The following is a 25,547-nucleotide window of genomic DNA, read 5'->3' as shown; positions in this document are numbered from 1 at the left end:
AACCTTTTCTAACTCAATGAAAACAAAGGTTAAGAGTTACCTGCTGTTTCATATGCTATTCAATAAAGAAGCTCTATAATATAGAATGCTAACTGCGCGTTTTAAAATTATGCCTAGAGGCTAAAGAGTATCTTAAACCATGAACTTGCATTCATTACCCAAAAAAAAAGAGCTTGGAGCTTATTACACTCCACCAGAGCTTAGTCAAGTATTGGCTAATTGGGCAATACAGACAAAAGATGAAAATATCTTAGAGCCAAGTTTCGGAGGGTGTGGTTTCTTTGAAAGCAGTATAGTTAGATTAAAAGAACTAAATTGCAAAAGGCCAGAAGAGCGACTTTTCGGTGTAGATATTGATAGTCAAGCATTTGATATTTTAAGCAGTAAGTTTGGTAAATTTATCGATACCCAAAGTCGATTTATTTTAGGTGATTTTATCAAACTTAAACCAACAGATTTTAAAGTCCCTTTATTTGATGTTGTTTTGGGTAATCCGCCTTATGTTTCGATGCATAACATGACAACGGAACAACGCAGGTCTTGTGAAAGTGCTCTAGCAAACTCCGATTTTGTTCAGCATTCAATTGGGAGAAACGCTAGTCTTTGGGCTTTTTTCTTATTACATAGCTTATCGTTCTTAAATGAAGGCGGGAAAGCCGCTTGGGTTTTGCCTAGTAGCTTACTCCATGCTGACTATGCAAAGAAGTTATTAGATGTACACCAAAAGCACTTTAGGCGAATAAAAGTAATTAAGCTTGCAGAACGTTTTTTTAAAGCTGAAGGAGCCGAAGAAACTTCAATCATATTGATTGCGGAAGGTTTTACTAAAAAGCCTCATGAAACCAGTGGTTTAATTATTCATTCAGTAGATAATCTTGCAGATCTTGTTGCTTGTATTGAGGCAAATGAGCAGTCAAATACTTCTGAAATAAAAGATTATAAACTTAACTTAATTTCTCAAGAAGCGAAACAAATCTATTTTCAAATAATAGGCTCTCATTTCGTCAAACCCCTTGGTTACTATGCTGATATAAAAATAGGAATGGTAACAGGCGCAAGTAATTATTTTATTGTTAATAAAGAAACTATTGATAAAAACTCTTTACCTAAAGAATGTTTAAAGCCTGTAGTTGGTAGATTTAAATCTCTAACTGGTCTTACTCATGGGAAAAAGCAGCAGGACTTAATCCAAAAAGATGGACATAGAGCTTTTTTAGTTTGTCCTACCAAAGAGCAAATGCAAGATTTAAGTAGTCCTGTGACTAAGTATTTACTGCAAATCTCTCCAGAGGAGATTAGGAACAACAAAACCTTCAATAAACGGCTTAATTGGTTTTCGCCTGGAGAAGGTATTGACGGTATTGTCGCTGATGCATTCTTATCTTATATGATTCATCGTGGCCCTCGCATAGTGATAAATAAAGGGCGTTTTAACTGTACTAATTCAATTCATAAAGTGATCTTTCATGACAAGAAGTTAAGAGCTAAGAAAAAACTCGCTTTGGCAATCTCAATGCTGTCAACATTTTCACAGCTTTCAGCCGAAATAGAAGGTAGGGCTTATAGTTCTGGAGTCTTAAAACTAGAACCTACAGCTGGAAAAAAGATTATGTTACTTTTTTCAGATGAATGTGTGGAGCGTTTATGTGAGTTACAGAAGCCAATTGAAAAAGCACTACGGAACGAAAGATATGATTATATATCTGCTCTTGTTGATGAGGTTTTGATAGAAAATGGTTTGATATCAAAGCCTATGTGCGAGAATTTAAGGGATGCAGTGAATGATTTAAGAGATGAAAGGTACAAAGGAATTAAATAGTGCAACGTTAGTTACTTTCTGGAGTTAGTAAATGCTAGTTAACTCAGAAATAAGCTTTCAAGTTGCTGCAGAAATATAAAACTTTAAATAGCTCTGAAAGGAATAAGATCAAATGGCAGAAGAATTTGAGTTAAAAGAAAAATTAAAAGCCCTAATTGATAATGAGGAAATCGATTATGGCGCAGTGTTAGAAGCAGCCTCAGAGTTATCTGAATTTGATAATCATAATGTCAGATTTTCCGTAGATGCCAACTTAGTAAAGAGGCTTGGTGAGCAATTAGTTGCAAAAAAAACAACAGCGCTTAGTGAGCTGATAAAGAATTGTTATGATGCGGACGCAACTGAAGTAAAAGTTGTATTCGAGAATACTGATTCACCTGGTGGGAGTATCACTGTTTTAGATAATGGCAGTGGAATGTCAAAAGCAGCATTAATTAGAGGTTTCATGAAAATAAGCACCTCTGAAAAAGAACATAACTCTTCTTCAGGCTTATTTGAACGCCCAAGAGCTGGTAGAAAGGGAATTGGCCGTTTCTCTGCTCATAAGATTGGTAGAGAGTTAACTGTTGTAACACGTACTTCAGAACATAAACCATTTTACGTACTTAAGATCGACTGGGACAAGTTTAAAGCGGATATTAATTTAACAACTATAGCAAGTTCTATAGTTGAGACATCGGAAGACATTGGACATGAAACATTTAAGAGGTTTGGTTTTAAAACAGGAACCAAGTTAATTATATCGAACACTAGAGAAGCATGGTCCTCAGATAATGTAGTTACTGCATTTAAATATACCAGCCAAGTAATTAGAGTTGCTCCAAAGTCTTTACCATCAGGTGTTGTAGATCCTGGCTTCGTTCCAACTTTTTATGATCGTTTACCACTTTGTGATGAGCCTGTACCAATAGTTAGTGATGAAACAGAATTTTTGAGTGATGCTAAAGCTATTATCCAAGCCAACATCACCGATGAGGGGAATTTACGAATTAATATTCAAGGAAGGCATAACCTATCGGGAATGGATGAGTCCTATGAGCTAAACAGTTTGAATTATCAGGCTCTTCAGAAGACAAAGTTTTCTTTTAAAGCCCATTATTTCCCTCTTGAGAAAGGAGAGAAAAAACCTCCTCATTTACAAACTTATTTAAGGGAAAATGGAGGTGTAAAGCTGTTTCGTAATGGTTTTTTTGTCCCTCCATACGGTGAAAGGCATGATGATTGGCTCGGACTGGATGATTCATCACGCCGGCGATTACTATTGACCCCTCACGCTAATACCAACTTTATAGGTAATATTGATATTGTAGATAGTGAAGGTTTGTATTTTGAAGAAACGTCATCAAGGGAAGGGCTAATAGAAAATGAGCACTTTCATGAATTACACCGTGTCGGTTATGAAATAATCAAAAGTGCTGTTAAGAGAATTTCATCTGAACGAGGACGAAAAGTCACATCTAGCCAAAAAGGCTATATTGCGGCAGAGAAGACCTTAGAAGATAAGTTACTACAGAGCTTAGAACGAGTATCTGCTGGGTTGGAAACTCTAGAAAGAGACTCTGTAAGAGTTGAAAAGGAAGTTCTAGAAGTGGACAACAGAGGTGAGAATGAATTAGTAAAACCACTAGTGAAACATGAGGAAATTCGGCAAATTCGAAATGTTCTCGAAGAAAGAGAAGAGATCATAAGAGAAATTATTGACGAAAAAAATATGTATCGCGTATTAGCATCTTCTGGATTGGCAATAGCTGAGTTTACTCATGAGATTCAACTCTATTTGAATAACTTAACCCTAAATAGCAAGCAACTTGCAAGGTTATTACAAGAGTGTGCAGTACCCTTAGACTCTATAACTGATATGCGATCAAATATTGAAATGCTGGTGTCATACACTGACTTTTTTACAGACACAATTCGTAGTAACTCTCAACGAAAAAAGCAAGTGATAGAGTTAAGGGATGTTATTAACAGCTTTGTTGATGCTATGTCACCTACTATTGAAAGAAGGGGATATGACTGGAAAATAGACTTTCAAGGAGATGAGTTTTGGACAAAACCAGTGCATTTATCTGAACTGTCTTCAATACTTATGAATTTATTTACTAACTCATGTAAGGCTATAGTGCGTGCTGGTAAGTCGAAAGGTTCAATGCTTCTTGAAGTCAAGGCGAATTCGGATGATATTGTGCTCAGATTTGAAGATAACGGTGATGGAATACCAAAAAAAGATTGGGGTAGGGTATTTAATGCGTTGTTTACAACTGAGATTTCATCAGAAGCTTATGCTATTGAGAGTCAACAGCTAAGAGGAATGGGGTTAGGGTTGGCTATAACAAGAGATATAGTTGAAGGTTTTGATGGAGAAGTTTCAGTAGTAGAGCCTAGCACTGATTATGCAACATGTATTGAAATAGTAATTCCTAAAGCTGATGAGAGTGAGATCCCAGATAATGCCTATTAAATTCTTATATATAGATGATGATCAACATAAGGATCTAAGCCCTTTAATTAAAGAATTAGAGCATCACGGTAACGAACAGCTCTCTATAAAGCACATTAGAGTCAAGCCTATGAGTGAGGTAATGAGTGAGTTCATAGCGGGAAGCTTTGATGGACTTCTTGTCGATCAAAAGCTGGATGCTTCAAATGATGAAGGTGAAACAGTTGATTATTGGGGAACCTCCTTAGCGCAAAACTTTAGGACTGAAATGATTGGGAAAAATATTGATAATGCTCCGATAGTTTTATTGTCTAATGAAGATGTCTTTGTTCAATATTATGCTCCAGATGAGAGTGCCCATAATTTATTTGACTTTACTGTAAAGAAAAAAGATATCGCAAGTTGCTCCTCTCATGCAGCTAAAGTAAGCCAAATTATGTTGGCGTTAGCTCGAGCTTATAAAGTTGCAACAGAAAAAGTTTTACCTGAATCAGGAGGGGAAAAGGGTTCTTTCGAATTACTGATGCCTCTTTTGAAATGGGATGAGGCTATTTATAAATACACAGATCCGAGACTCATCGAATATTTATCTGTAAAGACTCATGATACTCATACTTTAATTTCTCTGATACTTAATAACTTGGTTCGTAGTGCCGGAATTTTAATAACAGAAGAAATGTTAGCTACAAAACTTGGTATCGATATAGCTAGGTCTGAGGATTGGCATGTTTTAAAGAAAAAATTTAATGACTGTAAATATCTTGGGGTTTTTTCTGAGCTAAAAGAACGTTGGTGGTTTTCTAGAGTTGAGGATTGGTGGTTTGAACATGTTTCATCCCAAGAGTCTATTAGAGGGTTTAGCGCTTTAGAAAGAGTGGCTCTGTTGAAGGAAGTAACTGCATTAGAAAAAATAGAAGCGATAGCTAAGAAATATCCAAAACAAAGTGAAAAGTATTGGGTGAATTGTGTTTTTTCAGGTACGCCGCTAGATCCTCATGATGCTTTAGTCGCCAGCTCTGTTGACTTAAAGTCTTGGGAGCAACAAATGTATCTAGATGTAGAAGTTGTTTATACAAGAAAGCATAAGCCAAAATATTCGGTACATCCTGATTACCAAAAGAAAGTAAGACCGCTCTATAATAGGTTGCACCAAAATGACATACAAAAATAATTTGGTGAATCAAATAAGGGATTTTATTAGAGTTTTAGAAGAGCATTGTGTAATTGCTAACTCGAGCCCTTTGCATGAATTGATAAGAGGTTTAGAACGAACAACTGAGAGTAAAGGTTTGTCGTATAGGCTTATCGAGTTGAAATTTCTTAAAGTTTCTAGTAAGCAGCTGATAGCAAGCGATAAATGGGATGGAGACTCCTTATCAGTATACCTTAACGTACATATTTCGTTAACTGAGAATGGAGAGTTTAGGTTCGGTGATGTAGATAGCTCTGTTATTGAAATTGTTTATGAAACGTTGTCTGAAGAAACAATCGAATTAGCTAGGGGAGCATGGCATTTGGATTATCATATGGACAAACCTGGTTCAAATAAGCCTCATTTTCTTCATCCAAGCTATCACTTTCATCATGGGGGAAGAGCTATAAAAGATACTATCAGCAACTATGGTGAGATAGTACTTATGGATGCTCCTCGTGTAATGCACCCTCCATTAGATTTGTTCTTGGCTGTAGATTTCTTATTAACAAACTTTTTAGAAAAGCGGGTTTGGAGCAATGTGAGAGCAGACACAACCTATCAGGAAATAGTGCAGCAGTCACAAAAAAACTGGTGGAAAGAATACTTTCAGCAAATTGGTGAATATTGGAATCATCTAGGCATGAGTGGAAATGAAAGTGTAAATGCCCGTGAAACAGCTAAGCTTGCTAATCCATACTTGTTTTAGTATGAAACTTTATTACTTATAAAAATGTGGAGTTAGTCGGTTTTATTTATCAGGTATGAAACTTTAACTTTCTAGCCCTAAGTTCAATATCACAATATTAAACCTAATAGTTTGGCTCAGTATGAAACTTTATTACTGGGCCACAACTTGTCCCCTTAAAATCAAGACACTAAAGGCGCATTCAGCGCCTTTTTTATGACTATGCCAAAATAATTTCTTTTTAAAACAGCTTATAATCTGCTTCCCCTCATGGGCTTCTGAAGTTTGCATTCATAAAAACTAAAACAAAAAACTTATTTATAAAATACATATTCTTACCAGTTATTTTTCTATTTTCTTGAGTTGTAAACTTAGGGGGCTGGGCACTTAAAAAGGCTTCATTAACAACAATCAGGCACAATTCATCAGGTTTTTTGTATTTGAACTGCTAATTTCAGTAGTTCTTAAATCACCATTAAGGATAAATCATGAAGCCGAATTTAACTTTACTCACCCTATTATTTTTAAGTCTCAGCGGTTGCTCTATGAGTCATACTGAAGACAAACCTAATGTAAAAGAAAGTGCGTATTTTGGTGAGCAACCTCCGGGTTTAGTGCCTAAAGTCTTTGAGCCTAAAATAGTTTCACCAAACGGAGAATTTGAAAGCGGTACATTCACGCCAGATATGCAGTCTTTTTACTTCACAAAAGCGATAGGCGAAGACAAAAAGCGATAGGCGAAGACAAAAAGCGAGGCTTTTTTGTTACCCATAAAGAAAATAATCAGTGGGGAAAGGCGTCAGAATCAGATCTACGTTGGCCTCAGTTTTCAAACGATGGCAGCAAAATGTTCATCGGCAAAATGTATCGAGAGCGTCAAGGTGATGGTTGGTCAGAGCCTAAAAGCCCAGGTGCATTTATAAAACATATGGCGCATGGCAGGTCGGTGTCTGCGAGTGGTACTTATTATTTTACCGGATATAAAGAGCGGGGTGTTGTCGGCGCTTTGTATTATTCGCGTCTTATTAACGGGCAGTATGAAGAGCCCATAAAACTAAGAGACGATATGAATCAGGGTGAGTACATAGCAGGTTCTATGATAGCGCCCGATGAGTCTTATTTGATTTGGAGTGTGCAACGAGCAGAGGGTTTTGGGCAATCTGATCTCTACATTAGTTTTAAAAGGCAAGATGGCACTTGGTCAAAAGTTATAAACATGGGAGTAACGATTAATACAGAAAAACAAGAAAGCTCTCCTCAATTATCACCTGATGGAAAATACTTCTTTTTTAATCGGGGTGATTGGCGTGTGAATGGAAGCGGCAAACGTGTTTATGAAGGAAAACAGCATTGGGTAGATATTCAACTGATTAAAAACTTAAAACTAAAAAGTGAGTTAACTTAATTATCTTGTGTTTACAAACAAAGGCGCATTTGGCGTCTTTTGATTAATATCTATAGGGCACGTGACCGCTCAACGAGTATGCTTATTTACGAGTTACATGGTAAGTAACCAAGTGACAAACTGCTTAGCTTCTAATGTATTGCTAAGGCTTACTTTTCTGAAATTTGAATGATCTTTATAAACAACATTTTGTTTGTTTACAGAGATCGATGAAATCGGTGGTGTGGCTTCAATATTTGAGCCATTAAATCTATGTGTCATATTTTTCTTAAATGGTATTAATGGTTTTCTTTGAAAGTAGATAGTATTGGGTCTTTATTTAACTAATTTAAAAATACTATTACTTAACAGACATGCTAGGTTATATAGCTAGCTGGTTTTTCAGGGTATTTCTGATGCGCTTTAATTTAAGTTTCCATGTTTATATTTAATTATATAAATCAAAATGGAACATAAATATAAAGGCGAAAACGAGGCGTTACTTCTGTCTTTCCACAAAACGTTTAACATTAGCGCTAAGCTTATCGCATTTACTTTTCTGAGCGTTATATTCAGTTGAGCCTTCTTCAAGCGCTTCAAGTATCTCTTGCTCTTGGCGGTATTCGCCAACTAACTGAGCCAGCTTATCTTCGAAACTCACTCTTTTCGTTTTTTTACTATTACTTCGGTTTGTCTTACGCATGGTACATGTAACCCGTGGTTCTGATTCTTTACTTACTACTTAGTTTTGATGTCTTTAATCGTATTGCTGAAAATGATTTTATTCTTTTTTAAATCAATAGTTTGATTTAAAAATAATCGCAGTCAGTTCGTTGCAAGGGGTGATTTAGAAGTGCTTTAAAGCTAAGTACTTAAAATGTGAGGTGCCTTTAATGTAAAAGCACCTCTGCAAAAAGCTTACGCGAGTGTAACGCTATTTGCTTGAGGACCTTTAGCGCCCTTTTCGATATTGAAAGCAACACTTTGACCTTCAGTCAGAGTTTTAAAACCTTCAATTTCGATTGATTTGAAATGAACAAAAACATCTTGGCTACCATTATCAGGTGCGATAAAACCAAAACCTTTTAATTCATTAAACCATTTTACTTTACCAGTTGTCTTATTTGACATATATGCCTCTATCTACGAGTGAATACTTTGAAAAGCTACTAATTCTGTAATGTAGGAAAAAAATCGCAGGGTATATATGACGAACTGAGTCGAAAAGAAACTGAGAAGAATTTGAACTAAATATATTTCATTAATAGCTCGCTGTTTGAGCTAAGGTCACTATACAGTAAAAGAAACTAATAGATAGCTATTTATTTTTTATTTTTATATGTTCATTAAAAACAATAACTAAAAGTTATATCTCTAACAGGCTGATTGCGAGTATGTCGTGCTCAGTGGCTGATGGCCTTGTTTAGCCTTATTTTTGCTCTGTTGTCAGATTCATTTCTCTTCCTCCTTAATATTTATTTCAAATGATTGATGTAGCCTCAAGATCTAAAAATGCACAAATAAAGAATATTAATTCTTTATTTGTGCATAATAATTCTTTAAAGTTGTAGCCAATATCCATTGATGGTTGAACAAAGGTAAGCGGCAGGTGCGTACAACAGAACTCGTAGACGGTTTTCGTCAATCAACGCCTTATGTAAATGCGCATAGGGGGAAAACATTCGTAATCATGCTTGGTGGTGAGGCCATTGATCAGCCTGGCTGCCGAAGTATTATTAATGACATTGCGTTACTAACGAGTCTCGGTATCAAGATTGTATTGGTATTTGGCGCGCGACCTCAAATTAATGAGGCGCTGAGTGATGCTGGCATAATTACCCAGTTTCATAATGATGTACGGGTGACCGACAATGAGTCGCTTAAAGTCATTAAGCAAGTTGCTGGTGCCATGCAGCTCGATATCACCGCGCGTTTGTCTAAATCGTTAAGCAGCACCCCTATGTCTGGCTCTAATCTCAACGTTGTCAGTGGTAACTTTGTGATCTCCCAGCCTTTGGGCATTGATAATGGTGTCGACTATCACCATTCAGGCAAAGTGCGCCGCATTGACGTAGATGGTATTCGCCATCAATTGAACAACAACAGCATTGTCTTACTTGGCCCGATCACCGCATCAGTTACTGGTGAGAGCTTTAATTTAACAGCAGAAGAAATTGCCACTCAAGTCGCGCTTAAACTCAATGCAGATAAAATGCTGGGTTTCTGTAAAGAGGCGGGGATCTTAGATGAAAATGGCGAAGCGTTGGCTGAATTAATGCCTAATGAAGCGGAGCAGGTATTAGCGCGTCATCGTGAACACAGCTCTGCCTGTATGAGTGCCTCGGTATTTTTGCAAGCGGCCATCGATGCGTGTCGTGGCGGTGTGCACCGTTGTCACCTTATGAGTTATGAAGAAGATGGTGCCTTGCTTCAGGAGCTATTCTCTCTCGATGGTATTGGTACACAAATCGCACCGCAAAGCTCTGAGCAATTACGTAGCGCAACGATTGGTGACATCAATGGCATTATCAATTTAATTCGTCCGCTCGAAGAACAAGGGTACTTAGTTCGCCGCTCTCGTGAGCAGTTAGAAATAGAGATTGAGCAGTTTACCGTGATAGACCGCGATGGCGTGATCATCGCGTGTGCCGCACTTTATCCATTTGACGAAGAGAATATGGGCGAATTTGCCAGCCTTGCCGTCCACCCGCAGTATCGCGATGCAGATCGTGGCAGCATTCTACTTCGATCGGTCATCAATAAAGCTAAGCGCATCGGCTATAAGAGTTTGTTTGCGCTGACAACACGCAGTATTCATTGGTTTTTAGAGCAAGGCTTTGATTGTGTGGGTGTCGAAGACTTACCTGATAAAAAGCGTTCGCTTTATAACTACCAAAGACGTTCTAGGGTACTAAAACTGGATCTAACAAGACTGCCGAAGAATAGGTAATCAGCTTCAGATTTTTGATGTCTTTCTAGGCGCGACTTTATGTCGCGCTTGTTATTGCGGTTGCTTGCGTGGGGTAAACCCGCACCCACAGTGTTTATTTCAGTTGCTATCGTCCAACCGTTGCTTCGGTGATGGCGTCAAAACGATAAATCGCGAACTTTCCGCTGCTTTCATCTTTGCCCATGTTTAAAACGGGTGATTTATGCAATTCATTAACCGTGAAATAGATTTGATTATTTGTGCCAACAGCAAACCCATCTGGCCAGCTTAAATATTCACCTTGATATAACGTAGAGTACTGACCATCAGGTTTTACTACGCCAATACTGTTGTCAGTAATTGAGGTCACATAAACATTACCCGCATTATCGACGGTGATACCATCAGAAATTGGCTTGCTGCCATAGCGAACGACATGGCTTTCAAGCTCAGAATTAGTCAATGTGTTATCTGCAAGGTACTTTGTCTCGATGCGATAAAGACTTAAGCCACTCATCGCGCCAAAATATACCCATCGATTATCAGGACTGATGGTAATCGGATTTGCGCCAATGCGTGCAGGCTGGTCACCAAGCGTGATAACACGGTCATCAATAACCATATTGAGATCTTCAGGAGAGGTATACTTACTGCCTTCAAGTACTCTGCGAGCTTGGCCCGTCGTGAGATCGACCACGATAAGCGCCGACGTTTTTGCTGAGCCAACATCGGTGATATAAATGGCGTTGTTGCTGTAATCAATGGCTAAGTCATTAACGAAGCTCGTATTATTGGTGACCGGAAAACCAAGATAAATAATTTTATGCAAAGACTCAGTGTGGGTATTCCAAGCGACTAAACGCGCGTTACTTGTTGGCGTCGCGCTATCAAGCAACCATAAAATACCTCTGCGATCGACATTTAGACCTAGCACATCGTTAAGACCTTGTCCTAGCTCGTTTGGTTGGTGTGCCCATGCTTTATTTGGATATGGCACCGTTTGGCCATTCTCTTTTAATTCCATGACTTTCACTGAATGGCCGTAAAAACCGTGCACACTAAAAAACACTCGGCCTTCGGAGCTGATTGCGATGTTGCCTGGGGGGGTGGAATTAGGCAATGAAGCGACTTTGGAGAGTGTTGCTTGAGCATCGAATAAGCTCAAACTAGCAAATAATAACATCAAGATTTTGATGAGTTTCATAGGGTATCCTCTGTGTGTTTTTCAGGGCAATTCTTGGCGCCATAGCAGTGCCTACATATTGACCTGCATATGCCGACTTATCTTTCAGGAATGAGCGCCGTACTTGAAGGGGGGGGAGTTGCACTAAGTTAGCGCTACTAAAATTGTTTGTATTGGGTAAACCCAAACCAACTTTAATGCGGGTTGGGATCACTTTTGGCAAAGCGGGCTTTGCGTTTTTCAGCTGCCGTTTTTTCGCGTTCAAGTAACTTTTCTGCATTTACCTCAACCAATGGGTCAAGTGCATCTCGGGTTATTTCACCATCAGCCGCCAATGATAAATAACGGCCACAACACACACGCAAAAATGACGTGAAGTTACCAATATCATGGTCGGCGTCGAGTGATTCGTGATACAAACGAGTGATCAGTTGCCCAACACTCAAGTCATCACGAAAAGCGATTTCTTCTAAAATTCGCCAGAAAAAATGCTCAAGACGAATTGACGTGGTGACGCCATCAATACGCAACGAACGGGTGATGTTCTTCCAACAATCTTGGTTGGCTCCGATAAAAAGTTGGCACATAGTGATGGCTCCTCGTTGGTTATGCTTTGTTTAACAGTGCGATAAACTGTTTTAAAAATTCAGGATGTGCAGGCCACGCTGGGGCTGTGACTAAGTTACCATCGGTGATGGCCTGATCCATCTCTACTGACACATATTCAGCGCCCGCAATTATAATCTCTGGTTTGCAAGCCGGGTAAGCAGAAATACGCTTGCCAGTAATAATGTTAGCAGCCGACAGCAATTGCGGGCCATGGCAGATAGATGCGATTGGCTTGTTTTTGTCTGCGAATGCTTTGATAAGACCGATCACATTTTCATCCAAACGCAAATACTCAGGCGCACGACCACCAGGTAAGTAAAGCCCATCGTAATCGTCGGCACTTACTGCATTAAAGTCAGCGTTTAATGTGAAGTTATGGCCGGGTTTTTCGGTATAAGTTTGATGCCCTTCAAAATCATGAATAGCCGTGGCAATCACATCGCCCGCTTTTTTATTCGGGCAAACAGCATCAACCTGATAGCCCACAGCTTGCAGTGCTTGAAACGGCACCATGTTCTCATAGTCTTCTACAAAGTCGCCGGTGATCATTAAGATTTTCATTGTTCTTCGCCTTCTTCCTGTTGTTGAGTATTGTGCTGCTTATTTAAGCAAAGAATGGAAGGCGGCGGGTAACAGCCAATTACTACACCTGTACCCCTCGCTTATTACCCCTTGTTGAGTTGCGACAATAGGTTGATTTAACGGGCGTTTATAGTCCTAAAAGGTGTCGGTTAAGTGAGTTTTAAAATAAATTAACTAGCAGAGCACTCGCATAGACTCCCAACCCGAACACCAAATGGGTGCAAATACTTTTTAGTCTTGCCCTATTTGCTGACGGTAGCCTTGATGCCGCAAAGCCCATACCAAAGCAAGGTTGCATGATAAAAAAGGGAAGTGAAACGCTCAAAAATGAAAACAGCAAAATCGGTAGCAACTCAGGCGCGCTTAACCAATTTAGCCCAGTGATACTAATAAATATAAAAGCAAAGATGACACCGATTGCATAATGCGCTGACCACCCTATGAATACTTCACCTCTTACGTAATGTGTTGAAGCAATATTTTGATGGATGAGCTGGCCGCGAGGCATGAGTAAAAGCCACCGACCGAGCATCGCGTAATTAAGAGAGGGGATAGCAAATAGCTTTTTTATCAGTATTGCGTATAAGTCCATGGTTACCGTGGCACCGATACCTATAAGTGATATATAAAAGAAAGTTTCTTGGGTCATATAGCATGTCTCTGTTGAAAAATTAACCTTACTTTCATAGCATGCCACTTAAAGTTAACTTTAAGTCAAGGCCATAATGAAAGAGAAAACATTGGATATTGGTGAGGTTGCAAAATTGTCAGGGTTCAGTGCTGCAACGCTTAGGTATTATGAGCAAAGGGGGCTGATCAAAGCCGTTGCTCGCAAAGGTTTGCGTCGTCAGTTTGATGGTGCAGTTGTAGAAAAGTTAACTTTGATCTCACTTGGTCGCTTGGCTAATTTATCGTTAGATGAAATAGCAGATATGTTTGGTGAGAAATCACAGCTAGAAATAAATAGGGCAAAACTGCGACTCAAAGCACAAGAGGTAGATGAGCAAATTGCACGTTTAAAAGCCACACGAGATAGTTTGCTACATGTTGCAGAATGCCCTGCAGAGCATCATTTACAATGCCCTAAATTTCAAAAATTAATGCGTGTTGCGAATAAACTTAAATAAAAATTAATGAAGAAAATATCCTTGTAGCCGATACCTTAATTAGTAACAGACATTAATGTATTTAAGGATAAAACATGAAATTAGAAAACACGATAACTGAGCCAGTCAAGCTACCCCTAAGACAAGCGTCTTTTGATGATACAAAGCCTAAGACTACTGACGTCGATAGCGATGCTGAACAAAGTGAAGATGATAATGTCACGATTTCCATGGCTGGATTGAAAAAACTAAAAGAAGAGTCTGAAGATCCTAAAGATAAACTTCCTTCACATATTAAAGAAATGATAAAGGCGATTGAGCGTTTAATCGAAATGATTGAAGCCGCTGAAGAAGCATTAACTAAGGCCAAGAAAGCCGATTACCCCGATGATGATACCAAGCGTGATGTATTAGAAATGCATCAAAGCCAGATAAATAGTTTAGAGTTTGCAAGAAATGATGCAATAAATGGCTTAATGGAGGCAATGAAAGAAGCGGGGATCTCTGAGCCGGGAATTATTATTGAGTTAATGCGATAAGGGGCTCAAGAGCTTAAATCGGACAACTAAAATGTCGTGTTATTTTTGAATGTCTCCGGTTTTTAGTGGACATTAAAAGTTGCTGTTGGGGTTTGAATAGCTTGTTTGCAGTTGGGAATTACAATCTAAGTCATCTGAGCACTATTTATCTCAATTTTGAATATTAGCGTTTAATTTATATCTCAAAAACTAAAATCTGCTACATTTGTTATGTTATAACAATTTAAATTGTCGTGTTGATTTAACAGTAGTGGTGAAGTTTATGGAAACAATGAGTGTAGAGTCTCTTGCTGAGATGGAACAAAAAATCATTAATGCGCCAGAAGAGGAGTATATGAATGACGAGCAACTGGCGTTTTTTAGACTGAAGTTGGTAGAGCTTCACGATACGACACGTGAGCGTATTCGAGAAGCGAAAGAGCAAATGCTGAATAAACCTGATACCACAGATCCGTTAGATAAAGCGGCTTGGGAAGAGCAATCTAGTTTATTAATTCGTATTGTCGAGCGTGAGCAGCGCTTGTTGCCCAAGATCCAACAATCGCTTGAGCGTATTCGTCATGAAACTTATGGTTTTTGCCTAGAATCGGGTGAGCCGATTGGCATTCCTCGTTTGTTGGCGAGACCGACTGCTGAATACAGCATTGATGTTAAATCAGTGATGGAGATGAAAGAGCACTTACAGAAAGATTAAAGTAGTCTTATAACGATGCAGTGGTGCAATTTTGCACCGCACATTCTTGAAACCTCTCCACGACGACGCATACTTCCTTTGCTAACATCAAAATGTTTGCAACAAGAAGGAAAATTGAAATGCGTTACTTATCTATTTATATCAATGTATTGGCTTTGTTTTTTGTGGCGGGTGTGAGTGCATATCAAACGCAAAACGAAGCTGAAATTGAGCAGTTGTTTACCAATTATATGGCGAAATATAACCATTATATTCAGACTGGGGAGTTACAACATGTACCGGGGCTGTATCACCCGCAGGTGATGTTGGTGTCTGATAAGCGGGTGCCGAGTGTAGTAACAGAGGCGCAGTTGTATAGCCAAATCGAGGTGTTTTTAGACTCACTGAAAAAGCGCGGTGTAAGCAAAGTGAATTGGCAAAAAGTCGACATTCATTTATTAAGTAACAATATGGCGCTTGCCAGCAATGTGGCGATTCGGTACAACAAACAAGGTGAAGTGGTCGATAGAGTGGGCGCGAGCTATACCTTATCAAAACAAGATAAAGGGTGGCGCATTGCGGCATTTGCGGTACATCCGGTCGATAATGCTTTTGTATTTAATACCAATACTCTTAATTAAGCGAGCTATTTTGAGGCAAGGAAAACTTGTCGATAACAAGGCGGAAATTTTGCTATTTAGTTGTTCTAAAAGAGAAATTTTCAACGAAGTTAGCGTCAGTTTTAGTCCCTCAAAAAGATTGAGTATTATTGTGGATTGGTATTACCCTCTAGTGGCGAGAGAAGATGGAAAACTGGGACGATTATCGACTGCTGCTAGCGGTGCAGCAAAGCAATAGTATACGCGCTGCGGGTGAGCGTTTAGGAGTTAATCACAGCACTGTGTCTCGGCGCATGCACAGCATCAATCAAAGTCACCCATTTAAGGTGTTCGAAACAACGGTATCTGGGATAAAAATCACGGAATATGGCGCAGTTTTGCTGCAAACCGCGCATAAAATGCAGGACCTGATGGTTGAGCAGGCACGTACCTTGGCGAGCCAAGACTTTTCGCAAGGTGGCGCGGTGAGCTTGTCTTTACCACCTGCGATTTTGCAGTTTTTACTACTCGATGACCTTGCACTATTTCAGCAACAGCACCCCGATATTCGCCTTACCGTATTTACTTCTTATGACTTTGCCAACCTCGACAGTGGTGAGGCCGATGTGGTTATTCGGGTATCGAACGACCCCGGTGATGAGCTGGTAGGTCATCGGGTTTTCTCTATTCAAGTCGGTTACTTTGCGTCGCGAGAGTATTTGGCAAATACAAAGCCTGAGCAGCGGGTTTGGATCACTGGGGCGAATAGCGATTGGGTGAGCAATACACCTTTTGCTGAGTTACCCGTGCGTTATCAGGTTGAAGATTTAGTGACTCGGCACACCATGGCGGCAAAGGGCTTGGGCATGATCCGCGGGGCCTGCTATATTGCCGAGCAGTACCCAGAGCTGGTGCCTGTGACTGATGAATTTACGCCATTTCAAGATCTATGGGTGCTTACCCACCCTGAGCTACGCGATACACCACGTATTAAAACGGTGATGCAGTTTTTGTTAGGGGTTTTGCGTAAAAAAACGGTTAGATAAATACACTTTTGTATATAAAGTCTATTTTTGAGCATAAATTGTTCCTTTATTAAACCCGATATTCCTGTTAAGTTGGATTTGTAACTTACTTATTTTTAAAGGATTATTCGTGCATTTACTTAAACCTTTGGCGCTTTCTCTTAGCTTAGCCCTGTCTGCAATGGTTGTTTCTCCGCTAGCGCTTTCTCAACCATCAGCAACCGAAGAACAAGCTGATTACACCCAATTTACCCATGTGTTTAAATCGAACATTTTAAACGAAGAGCGCACAGTCGTTGTTCAATTACCAAAGAGTTATAAAGCTGAGCCTGATAAATTCTATCCGGTCATTTATCGTTTAGATGGTGCGGGTAATTTGCCATTGATCACCTCAGTGCTTGAGCGTTTACAAAACGACAATGCCGCTCCAGAAGCCATCATAGTGGCAATAGAAAATACCGACAGAATGAGAGATCTATTTCCGACCGTAAATGAAGAGCCACAAGGTCCTGTTGGGTTAGGGGGCGGAAGTAAAAAGTTTTTAGACTTTTTTGAAAAGGAGCTGATCCCGCTTATCGATGAAAAATATCGCACTCATGATTATAAAGTCATTGGTGGCGCATCGGCTGCGGGGGTATTTGCACTTTATACGATGACCGAAAAACCAACCCTGTTTCAAGCACATTTAGCTTATAGTCCGGCGGTTTGGTGGAACTATGGGGCAGCAGTGACGCGCACAAAAGAGTTTTTAAAGAAAAACAAAACCCTAGATACATATCTTTATATGAACATTGGTGAAGAAGCGGGTGTCATGCGTGAGCGTTATGACGATTTACAGCAGTTTATTCAAAACAATAAACCGTTCAAATTGTCTTACGTGAGTGATGCACTCGATGGTGTTTCTCACAATCTAACGTCTGCGGCAGGCGCCTTTAGTGCTTACCATAATTTGTTTATGGCTAAGCAAATGCCGTTGAAGAAGCTAACGTACGACATGACCTCTATTGATGCGTATTATAAAAAGCTTTCTGAGCAATGGGGTGAGCAGATAACACCACCAGAGAGTGCAGTTAGGCAGTTAGGCAATCAGCTCATCGGCATGCGCAATTATGACAAGGCCATTCAGGTCTTCGCGCACAATGCCAAGCTGCATCCCGACTCTATCAATGCGTGGTGGGGGTTGTCTTATGGCTATGAACAAAAAGAAGATAACAAAAAGGCGTTAGAGTTTTTAGAAAAGGCCGTCAAGCTCGCCGATAATTCATATCCTTATTACGATATGCTGATGGATGCACAAACTAGGCTTAAAGCAGCTAACTTTTAGCTTTGAAGGCGGTCGTAACAAAGCAAAATTTCGATTGCTGGTTATACTTAAAGGATGAAAGGGGTTAGCAAGTAAATGATGAAACTGAGTTTGTTTTTTTGTTGCTGTTTTATTGCTTTCTCGTCATGGGCCGAGCGACCTCGCTTATATGTGGTATTTGAACACAACCCACCGTTTCAAACCATTGATGCAAATAATAAAGGTGAGGGCCCTATTATTGATTTTGCGAAGTTATTAATTACTGTCGCGAAAGAAAATACAGATTTTAAAGTTGAGTTTAATGGTAAGCCTTGGGCTCGTATTATGGAAAGAGATGCTTACCATCCAAATATTCTTATTCTTTCTATTTCTAAAACCCCACAGCGAGAACCGCATTTTACTTGGTTAACGCAAGTTTATACCGGTCAACAATATATCTGGAAAGTGAAAGGACGAGTTGATCCAGAAGATAGGCAATTACAGGTTGCCGTTGAGCGAAACGCCCATAAAATGATGAGTATTAAGCATCACTTCGGTGAAGATAATATACACAAATCACTTAATTCAGCTCAAGCATTACATGCGCTGTTGAAAGGGCGTGTCGATCGCTTTGTAGGTACTGTATTCGCTGTTTCTGGTAAGTTGCAGTCGCTTGGACATAGCATGAATGAGTTACAGCGAATAGCTAAATTTGATGACTCAGGATTTGCGAGTCAGGGCTTATCGTTTGCACTCACACTCGATACAGATGAATACTTAGAATCGGCACTTCGCAAAGCGCTGAAAGACCCTAAAGTTGAGCAAGCAAGAGCCAAATTACAGCAGCAGTTTGAAGCCTCAGAGCGCCACCTAATGGCGGGATATTAAGACCTTATCGCCGCAGGCTGATCAGTTTGGTAATTTAATGCGTAAATACACTCATATTCTAGAAAAGCACACCGTAAACTTATGCAACATATGCTAACCCCGCGCAAACTATTAAACAGCAAATGGACCGCCGTTCACCCGCAATCAAAAGAAAAACACTTTATGGTGACCAGTGTTGAGTTTGATGAAGAAGGTCGCGTGATTGAATGCATTATCGAAGCTGTGATGACGAAACGCGAAATCGAGATTAATTGGCGCGATCTCAAAAATCCTGAAGTGTGGAAAATGGGTTGGCAATGAGTGAGCAAAAAAATAGCGAGTAATCGTCGACTCGCTATTTTACCTAACGTTTGGAGGAGTTAGGGTTAGACGGTTTGCTGGGCGAGCCGAGAGTCAATGCTGGCGATATTGGCCATGAGTTGCTCTTTCACCCTTTGCAGGTGTTGCTGTCGCTGTTCAGGGGCTTGTTTGGCAAAGCGAAGCGCGCTGTAAAGACTGCGTTTCGAAACTTGATACTTGTTGGCGGCTTGCGACAGGCTGGTTTCACCTATCATCACGCTTAACATGGCTTCGTGTAAATCAATTTGCTTACTCATTTCGCTTGCTCCTTGGTACTTTTCGTTGCGTGCTTTTCTTCATGAACTGGCCACACACTGACATTTGAGTACCAGTCTAAGTGCCAAATTAACTGCATGGTTTGAATCAAGTTGTGCATATGAAAACCCCTGTAATAACTGCTTTGCTCCCTATATAAAGAAAGAGTTATGCCAGACTTTCAACTTGTTGATTTATAGAGCTTTGTGTTTTTTTGTTTAGGGCGGATGCACTACTTCTGTGAAGTTAAAGATGGGTTTGCACTAAAAAGGGCCAAAGGCCCTGTAAAAAGCTCACTGTGAGTTTCTCCTTCTGAAAGCAACTAAGAACATGCTAGGTAAGAACCAAATCAACGAACCACCACCTCCCGATTGTGGCGAGTCGCTTTTGGGAGTTTCGGTGCTAGAGTCTGCACTTATCGTGTAAGAGACTTGTTCACTGATAACCTCTCGACCATCAAAAAGACCACTGACACTCAGATTAAAGGTACCGGCTTCAGTTGCTTTAAACTCATACGCTTCGCCCCTGAAATCTGTGCCATCATGAGTTTTCCAGACATAAGAAAGCTGCAGTGGTTGGGACGTTTTTAGCTGAGGTGTTAATGTGACTCGCTCTCCAACTTTCGCCTCAGTTTTACCGGATACACTGAATGACTCAATCACAGGTGAGACGGCATCGACAAGATGCTGCTTGCTATAGCTTAATTCATCATTGACGAAAGCTTTCAAAGTTACTTGATAAAAGCCCGGCTGTTTATATTCATGGTCTGGTTTGGCAGCGGTGCTACTATTGCCATCACCAAAATCCCAATGATAAGCGGTAATGTCTGAGCTATTAGCGAGCGTTGAAAAGGCAAACAGAGCTGCATACCCTAGTACCTGTTTTATGCTAAACATTCTATATTCTGTCCTTAAATTAGAGAATTCCATACACTAGAAATAACAGATTCATAATGATTATGCTAGGTGTTAACTCTCTGATTAATATATTTGTAATTTACTTTTGTGCTCATAAGGGGTAATTTGGCTTGGTGGATTATTGTCCACCAAATACTATTTTATTCTCAATAAGGACTTTGCTTTGAAGGATTATTTAAAGCCTAGCTTGTTCGCTTCTTTATTTGTACTCGCTATGCCTGCCACAGCCAATGAGGCTTCTTATCACGCGGTGCCTGCCATGATGGGTAATGCTAAAATGGGGTTGCTGTGCGCGCAGGCGCCAGAATTTGCGAGTCGTGATTGTCAAACCGCTGTGATACCCGATCATCCTCGAGCCAGAGCGCTGTTTCCCTATATTCCTGAGCAATACAACTTGCTGTATCGAGATGAGAATAGCCAGTTGTTTTCTAAATACAAAGGTTACCCGTTTGTTGTCAAGCATGAAAATGGTGTTTGCTCTTTAGAAAGCGCCGCCGTCATTACCCGCCAGAATACAGTTGATTACCCGGTTTATAGTTACGCCTGTAATGGTGAGGCGATAGAGAGTGCAAACCTTTCTGGGGTTTTATTTGACTATATAGGGCGTGGTGCTTTTCAAGCTGAAAATGATGCACATTTTTATGCGGGTATTACCATGGACATACTGCGTCAGCAATTTGCCCAAATGTACCCAGATTCAGCAGAAGCGTGTTCAGCGAGTGCTGATTATTGCCTGGAGCAACTTAGTGTAATAGTCGGGGGTGACAGGACGTATCTTACGAGTAGTTGGGATGGTAAGCATGTTTTATTGGATGATGGGCTCGCAAACGCTGGTCAGTTTTCTCACAGCACCTCATTAGATATCATCGCCCATGAAACAGGTCATGCTTTGTTGACATGGAATTCGAAAATAGTCCATAGCGCTGGTGATAGCTCGGTCATCGGAGAGGCGTTTTCCGACCTTACTGCACTGTTTGTTCGCAGTGAGTTTTATAAAAGGCTACGAGCGGGTGGCGAACAAAACTTTATAGAGTCTGATGCGCATCAACAGTTATCCTCTGATGGTAATTTTTATTATGCCGTGGCCTGGGACAAATTTGTTCATAATAGGGCGTTACGCTATTTATACTCACCGATGACAGATGGTAAGAGTATTGATGATTGGCGTGATATCGAAACGAAAACGCCTGGCCCACATTATCAAGCAGGTATTTTTAATCGTTTCTTTTATCGTTTGTCGATTTCAGATGGGTGGGGTATTGCAAAAACATTTCGCTTAACTATGAAGGCGGCGCAGACGTGTTTTGTAGAAAACACCACGATTGAACATGCGGCATTTTGTTTGATAGATGCGGCTGAAGAACAAGACAAAGCAAGGGTGTCAGTTAAGTTGCAAGAGGTCGGCTTAATTCCTACTAATAGCTTAGTGAATAACCTCGATTTTTCTATTGAACGTTTATATACCTCGATCAATTATGCCTTAGCTGAGCCTGAGCAAGCCGAGTTAAGTGCCGTGAATATAAGCCTTAATGAGCAACCTTTGTATCAGTGGCAGTCGAATTTTAATACTCAGTCACAATTTAATGCCATTAAACAAGCGCAACTTAATTTAGAATCAGGCGAACACATACTTTCTATTGAAACGACAAACACGCAAGGTGAGACCAAAACAGGCCATAGGCTTTTGAGTATTTTTGCAGACCCTTGGTGTCAGCCAGAAACGAGTAATCTATTATCGAATCAACTAAGCATAAATGGTGAAGACTTTGTTTTGGAGCAAGGTTATACGTTCTTGGTGCCACAGAACGCATGGTATCAGCAGGCATTAGGGGAATTTCAATTACACAACATGCCCACGGATAAAGTAGTATCGATATTTTATGATTTGAATAGAGATCGTCAGTTTTCAGACGATGAAAAGGTACTAAATACGACTGAGTACAATTCTGCGATTAAGTTACCCAATGTTGATGCTCTACCTGGCGATATGTTGGTGAGATTTCGCATTGATGATTTAGCAGTAAGTGCATGTACAGCAAATGAGTTAAGTCAGTCTGTTGACCTGAAAGTACATATTGAAGCAGGTACACCTAGTACGCCAATAGAGTTTAGCTACAAGCAAGTTGAGCAAACATTACATCTTGCTGTTTTGCCGGGCTATGGCGAGCAAGCTATGTTTCGTTGGATTTTACCTGAACAAATTATTGAGCAAACAGACAGTCAATTAAGGCAAGACATGAATGCACAAGGTGCATATGCTGTATCGCTTGAACATGTTGAGAATGACCGCGTACTTAGCCGAGCTGAAAAGCAGATTGAACTGATTGCCGATCCTAACTTAGTTATTGAATGTCAGGCACAAAATACTAAATGTGTACTGCTGGCAAGCCATGCAGAGTTAGCAGCTCCTTTTGAGTATCAGTGGGTAATTAACAACGAGTCATTTAAAAAGGAGAGCAATGTTCCTTTTGAATATGACTTTGCAGAATACGGCGAGTTTGACGTCTCTTTAGTAATGTCAAAAGTTGATGGTACAGCTGAGTTTTCAACAAGCAAAAAAGTTTCTTTAAGTCAGCCTTTGCCTCATGAAAATATCACAATTATGGCGCGACAACATAATGATAACGTGTCTCTTTCTATCGCTAATGTAGATCGTTTCGGTGAGGAGTATGAAATAATTTGGTGGCTCGACGGTGAAAAGTTCACCACGAGGCAGATAGAAAAACAGCTCGCTCAGTTGGGAAGTGACTACGAGGTCAAACTACAAATCAGGTTAGCAGGCAAAGTAGTAAAAGAAGTGTCACGCCGCGTTTATATGCATGCTGATATAGGTTTAGACTTCAAGTGGACTAATGACTCATCTAAGCCCTTATTATTTTCGTTTCAGAGTTTATAAAAGCAGAAATAGTAAGACTAAAGGGGCCATTCGGCCCCTTCAAAGGTGTAAATGAGCCTAGGTTCTTAATAAACCCAGTTGTGTGTTTTTGTGTTCGACCAGTTTCATCAAATCTTGTGCGGCATCTTCAATGGTGTCAGCCAATTGCGCGAGTTCGGCTGCCGCATCTGAAATCCCTGTCATATTTGCACTTAAGTCTTCAGTTACCGCACTTTGCTGCTCGGCAGCGGTCGCTATTTGGGTAACTTCATTTGAGATATCATCAAGTGCTTGCACCATTTCACTCATTTGTGCCGCGGCGCTGCCACAATGGGTCATGGCATCACTGGCTTGTACAACTGAGCGTTCAATGATGTCTTCAGACGTTTTTACCTCATTTTGAAGGTTATCAATAAGCTGGCTGATCTCATTGGTTGAGTCTTGGGTTTTTGAAGCTAAAGACCTGACTTCATCGGCAACGACGGCAAAGCCGCGACCTTGTTCACCTGCGCGTGCCGCTTCGATGGCCGCATTTAAAGCCAGTAGGTTGGTTTGCTCTGCGATTGAGCGAATTACATCAAGAATTTGTGTAATGTCGCTACTACGAATGGCAACCGCATTGATAGATTCTTTGGCACTGGCAATTTGATCAGACATCACCTGTACAGAGTCGGATGCGGCAGAAATACCACGCTCACTCTCTTTTACCTTTTCGTTGGTGGCATTGGTTGAAGCTGCGGCATTTTCTGATGAGCGAGCCACTTCGCTAGCAGTGGCACTGAGCTCATTGATGGCGGTTACCACGCTGTCGATTTCCATATGCTGCATGTTTACTTTGGCTTTAATGTCCTCTGCGGCCTGCGAGGTTTTGGTTGATTGCTGATAAGAGTTGTTGGCGAGCCCTTTTAAGTCATTGACCATATTTCGCAGTTTCTGTGTGAATAGGTTAAAGCCTGTCGCTATGGCAATGAGCTCTTCATGTTGTGTGACGTCAAGTTGTACGGTCAAATCGCCATCGTTACTTGCAAGATTCTCTACTCTGTCTTTGATGTCTGTTAGTGGGTCGATAATGGTCTTTAAAATAGCCACAGAAAGGGCCAATGCGATAACCGATGTGATCACCCCAATAAAGATCATGCTGGAGCCGACGGTCGCGGTATCTTCTGCTTGCTGCTCTGCTAACTCTTGTGCGCGCGCAAGCGCCAGATCTTTCGGTAATTCAATGACCAAGCTCCAAGTTGTATTGGCGACCTTAATTTCAATAGGCATAGTGAAAACGAGGTTACTGCCAATTTCGAGTTGAGTTTGTTGTTTACGGTTGTCCATAATGGTTTTGCCCGCGTTACCCGGCAGAGATTCTGTTAAGGGGCGCGCCAGCTTGTCGTAGTGGCTTGAGCCGACGATTAACCCTATATCGCTGAGAATACTGACTTTGGCTTGACCGTTATAAAGCGATTTCGATACTTCTTCGGTGAGGGTCTGAAAACGTGGCAGATTTATATCAACCCCGACCAAACCAATAAAGCGACCATTGGCAATCACAGGTACGGTGAGAGAGGTCATTAACTCAGAATTACCGGGTGTGATTTCATACAAGTACGGCTCCATAATGCAGGGCTTAAGGTTATCTTTGGCGCACAGATACCATTCACTTTCTCTAAAGCCAAACTCATTGCGGGCATTAAGGTATTTTTCGCCCGGATCTTCTATTTGGTGTTGCGTGAATTTACCCGGTGCATCACGGGTAATATACACCTCTAAGGAGCCCGCTCCAGGGACTGAGTGGGTTTGGCCAGAATTGCTAAATTGACTGTCTTTACCATCATAGCCGTTGGCTTCGAATTGTGCATAGATTGACGACACCCCTTGGTTTTTTTCGAGTGCACCCAACACCATTAAATATAGGCTTTGTCTTGAAATCGGGCTTTGTTCTGCTGTTTTAGCAATACCGCCAGATAGGCTATAAGGAATTTGATACTCCTTGTTGATATAACCGCTGACTTGCTCGGCATACAGCTTTGCTTTTGCGGTTAACCGAGCATTAATTTCATCTAACACAACACTTTGTACACGCTCACTTTGCACCTGATTATTATTGTTGAGCTGAACCCAACTTATCGTGACTAGTGAGGCGACAAGCAACACGAGTGTGATGGAAATAAAAGCGATTAGCTTAATCTTAATAGAGAGCTGATTCATATTCCTACCGTTTAATTATGAGAT

The 25,547-nt window shown here is 40.5% G+C and carries 27 protein-coding genes; 16 read left to right on the top strand and 11 right to left on the bottom strand.

Annotation, left to right across the window (positions count from 1 at the left end):
- The first annotated feature begins 139 nt into the window (after positions 1-139).
- The 6 genes from AC1HJP_RS17785 to AC1HJP_RS17760 all read left to right on the top strand — a co-directional run bounded on the left by AC1HJP_RS17785 (position 140) and on the right by AC1HJP_RS17760 (position 7,544).
- Positions 140-1,819: an N-6 DNA methylase gene (locus tag AC1HJP_RS17785; RefSeq protein WP_480362910.1), complete on the top strand. Its 1,680-nt coding sequence runs from the start codon at positions 140-142 to the stop codon at positions 1,817-1,819.
- A 112-nt stretch (positions 1,820-1,931) separates the two neighbouring features.
- Complete coding sequence (locus AC1HJP_RS17780; RefSeq protein WP_480362909.1) at positions 1,932-4,280, top strand: sensor histidine kinase; 2,349 nt, start codon at positions 1,932-1,934, stop codon at positions 4,278-4,280.
- A complete protein-coding gene (locus AC1HJP_RS17775; RefSeq protein ID WP_480362908.1) occupies positions 4,270-5,430 on the top strand; it encodes a protein-PII uridylyltransferase in 1,161 nt (386 codons plus the stop codon). The genes AC1HJP_RS17780 and AC1HJP_RS17775 overlap by 11 nt, the downstream gene beginning before the upstream one ends.
- Positions 5,414-6,160, top strand: coding sequence for a hypothetical protein (locus AC1HJP_RS17770; RefSeq protein WP_480362907.1), 747 nt, complete (start codon positions 5,414-5,416; stop codon positions 6,158-6,160). Before AC1HJP_RS17775 ends, AC1HJP_RS17770 begins: the two co-directional genes overlap by 17 nt.
- A gap of 467 nt (positions 6,161-6,627) precedes the next feature.
- The gene (locus AC1HJP_RS17765) at positions 6,628-6,876 is read left to right on the top strand and encodes a hypothetical protein (protein ID WP_480362906.1); all 249 of its coding nucleotides are present in this window, start codon (positions 6,628-6,630) and stop codon (positions 6,874-6,876) included.
- A gap of 110 nt (positions 6,877-6,986) precedes the next feature.
- A complete protein-coding gene (locus AC1HJP_RS17760; protein WP_480362905.1) occupies positions 6,987-7,544 on the top strand; it encodes a hypothetical protein in 558 nt (185 codons plus the stop codon).
- A 93-nt stretch (positions 7,545-7,637) separates the two neighbouring features.
- On the opposite strand, the gene AC1HJP_RS17755 is transcribed toward AC1HJP_RS17760, so the two are convergent.
- The 3 genes from AC1HJP_RS17755 to AC1HJP_RS17745 all read right to left on the bottom strand — a co-directional run bounded on the left by AC1HJP_RS17755 (position 7,638) and on the right by AC1HJP_RS17745 (position 8,654).
- A complete protein-coding gene (locus AC1HJP_RS17755; protein ID WP_157599098.1) occupies positions 7,638-7,805 on the bottom strand; it encodes a hypothetical protein in 168 nt (55 codons plus the stop codon).
- Between the two features lie 217 nt (positions 7,806-8,022).
- Positions 8,023-8,226, bottom strand: coding sequence for a hypothetical protein (locus AC1HJP_RS17750; RefSeq protein ID WP_058031413.1), 204 nt, complete (start codon positions 8,224-8,226; stop codon positions 8,023-8,025).
- A 215-nt stretch (positions 8,227-8,441) separates the two neighbouring features.
- Positions 8,442-8,654 carry a cold-shock protein gene (locus tag AC1HJP_RS17745; protein WP_058031412.1) on the bottom strand — a complete coding sequence of 71 codons (213 nt, stop codon included), beginning with the start codon at positions 8,652-8,654 and terminating at the stop codon, positions 8,442-8,444.
- Between the two features lie 478 nt (positions 8,655-9,132).
- Between AC1HJP_RS17745 and argA the strand changes: the two genes are divergently transcribed.
- Entirely contained in the window at positions 9,133-10,473 is a 1,341-nt protein-coding gene (gene argA / locus AC1HJP_RS17740; protein WP_480362904.1) for an amino-acid N-acetyltransferase, read from the top strand.
- 106 nt (positions 10,474-10,579) lie between these two features.
- Here the strand turns inward: argA and AC1HJP_RS17735 are convergent, their stop codons facing one another.
- The 4 genes from AC1HJP_RS17735 to AC1HJP_RS17720 form a co-directional block, all read right to left on the bottom strand.
- Positions 10,580-11,656, bottom strand: a complete 1,077-nt coding sequence (locus tag AC1HJP_RS17735) for an SMP-30/gluconolactonase/LRE family protein (protein ID WP_480362903.1) — start codon at positions 11,654-11,656, stop codon at positions 10,580-10,582.
- Positions 11,657-11,829: 173 nt separating this feature from the next.
- Positions 11,830-12,222, bottom strand: a complete 393-nt coding sequence (locus AC1HJP_RS17730; protein WP_480362902.1) for a ribbon-helix-helix domain-containing protein — start codon at positions 12,220-12,222, stop codon at positions 11,830-11,832.
- Between the two features lie 19 nt (positions 12,223-12,241).
- Positions 12,242-12,805: a DJ-1/PfpI family protein gene (locus AC1HJP_RS17725; protein ID WP_480362901.1), complete on the bottom strand. Its 564-nt coding sequence runs from the start codon at positions 12,803-12,805 to the stop codon at positions 12,242-12,244.
- A 181-nt stretch (positions 12,806-12,986) separates the two neighbouring features.
- Positions 12,987-13,475, bottom strand: coding sequence for a DUF2938 domain-containing protein (locus AC1HJP_RS17720; protein ID WP_480362900.1), 489 nt, complete (start codon positions 13,473-13,475; stop codon positions 12,987-12,989).
- A gap of 76 nt (positions 13,476-13,551) precedes the next feature.
- Between AC1HJP_RS17720 and AC1HJP_RS17715 the strand changes: the two genes are divergently transcribed.
- From AC1HJP_RS17715 to AC1HJP_RS17680, 8 genes are all read left to right on the top strand, one after another.
- On the top strand, positions 13,552-13,953 hold the full coding sequence (locus AC1HJP_RS17715) for a helix-turn-helix domain-containing protein (RefSeq protein ID WP_480362899.1): 402 nt from the start codon (positions 13,552-13,554) through the stop codon (positions 13,951-13,953).
- Between the two features lie 74 nt (positions 13,954-14,027).
- On the top strand, positions 14,028-14,471 hold the full coding sequence (locus AC1HJP_RS17710) for a hypothetical protein (RefSeq protein ID WP_480362898.1): 444 nt from the start codon (positions 14,028-14,030) through the stop codon (positions 14,469-14,471).
- Positions 14,472-14,733: 262 nt separating this feature from the next.
- Positions 14,734-15,165 carry a TraR/DksA C4-type zinc finger protein gene (locus AC1HJP_RS17705; RefSeq protein WP_480362897.1) on the top strand — a complete coding sequence of 144 codons (432 nt, stop codon included), beginning with the start codon at positions 14,734-14,736 and terminating at the stop codon, positions 15,163-15,165.
- Between the two features lie 119 nt (positions 15,166-15,284).
- A complete protein-coding gene (locus AC1HJP_RS17700; RefSeq protein WP_480362896.1) occupies positions 15,285-15,785 on the top strand; it encodes a DUF6841 family protein in 501 nt (166 codons plus the stop codon).
- 164 nt (positions 15,786-15,949) lie between these two features.
- A complete protein-coding gene (locus AC1HJP_RS17695) occupies positions 15,950-16,789 on the top strand; it encodes a LysR family transcriptional regulator (protein WP_480362895.1) in 840 nt (279 codons plus the stop codon).
- Between the two features lie 160 nt (positions 16,790-16,949).
- Positions 16,950-18,092 carry an alpha/beta hydrolase-fold protein gene (locus tag AC1HJP_RS17690; protein WP_480362934.1) on the top strand — a complete coding sequence of 381 codons (1,143 nt, stop codon included), beginning with the start codon at positions 16,950-16,952 and terminating at the stop codon, positions 18,090-18,092.
- 75 nt (positions 18,093-18,167) lie between these two features.
- Positions 18,168-18,938, top strand: coding sequence for a substrate-binding periplasmic protein (locus AC1HJP_RS17685; protein ID WP_480362894.1), 771 nt, complete (start codon positions 18,168-18,170; stop codon positions 18,936-18,938).
- An 81-nt stretch (positions 18,939-19,019) separates the two neighbouring features.
- Positions 19,020-19,238: a TIGR02450 family Trp-rich protein gene (locus AC1HJP_RS17680; RefSeq protein WP_480362893.1), complete on the top strand. Its 219-nt coding sequence runs from the start codon at positions 19,020-19,022 to the stop codon at positions 19,236-19,238.
- Between the two features lie 65 nt (positions 19,239-19,303).
- On the opposite strand, the gene AC1HJP_RS17675 is transcribed toward AC1HJP_RS17680, so the two are convergent.
- From AC1HJP_RS17675 to AC1HJP_RS17665, 3 genes are all read right to left on the bottom strand, one after another.
- A complete protein-coding gene (locus AC1HJP_RS17675; RefSeq protein ID WP_404392244.1) occupies positions 19,304-19,534 on the bottom strand; it encodes a helix-turn-helix domain-containing protein in 231 nt (76 codons plus the stop codon).
- Positions 19,531-19,653 carry a hypothetical protein gene (locus AC1HJP_RS17670; protein WP_480362892.1) on the bottom strand — a complete coding sequence of 41 codons (123 nt, stop codon included), beginning with the start codon at positions 19,651-19,653 and terminating at the stop codon, positions 19,531-19,533. Before AC1HJP_RS17670 ends, AC1HJP_RS17675 begins: the two co-directional genes overlap by 4 nt.
- Positions 19,654-19,825: 172 nt before the next feature.
- Complete coding sequence (locus AC1HJP_RS17665; RefSeq protein ID WP_480362891.1) at positions 19,826-20,428, bottom strand: PKD domain-containing protein; 603 nt, start codon at positions 20,426-20,428, stop codon at positions 19,826-19,828.
- Between the two features lie 184 nt (positions 20,429-20,612).
- Here AC1HJP_RS17665 and AC1HJP_RS17660 point away from each other — a divergent pair, with 184 nt between their 5' ends.
- Positions 20,613-23,345 (top strand): M4 family metallopeptidase, encoded by a 2,733-nt coding sequence (locus AC1HJP_RS17660; RefSeq protein WP_480362890.1) that lies wholly within the window; start codon positions 20,613-20,615, stop codon positions 23,343-23,345.
- A gap of 57 nt (positions 23,346-23,402) precedes the next feature.
- Here the strand turns inward: AC1HJP_RS17660 and AC1HJP_RS17655 are convergent, their stop codons facing one another.
- On the bottom strand, positions 23,403-25,523 hold the full coding sequence (locus AC1HJP_RS17655; protein WP_480362889.1) for a methyl-accepting chemotaxis protein: 2,121 nt from the start codon (positions 25,521-25,523) through the stop codon (positions 23,403-23,405).
- Positions 25,524-25,547 lie beyond the last annotated feature (24 nt).

This window comes from Pseudoalteromonas sp. NFXS53 (genome assembly GCF_056629255.1).
This window is presented reverse-complemented; position numbering and strand designations above follow the sequence as displayed.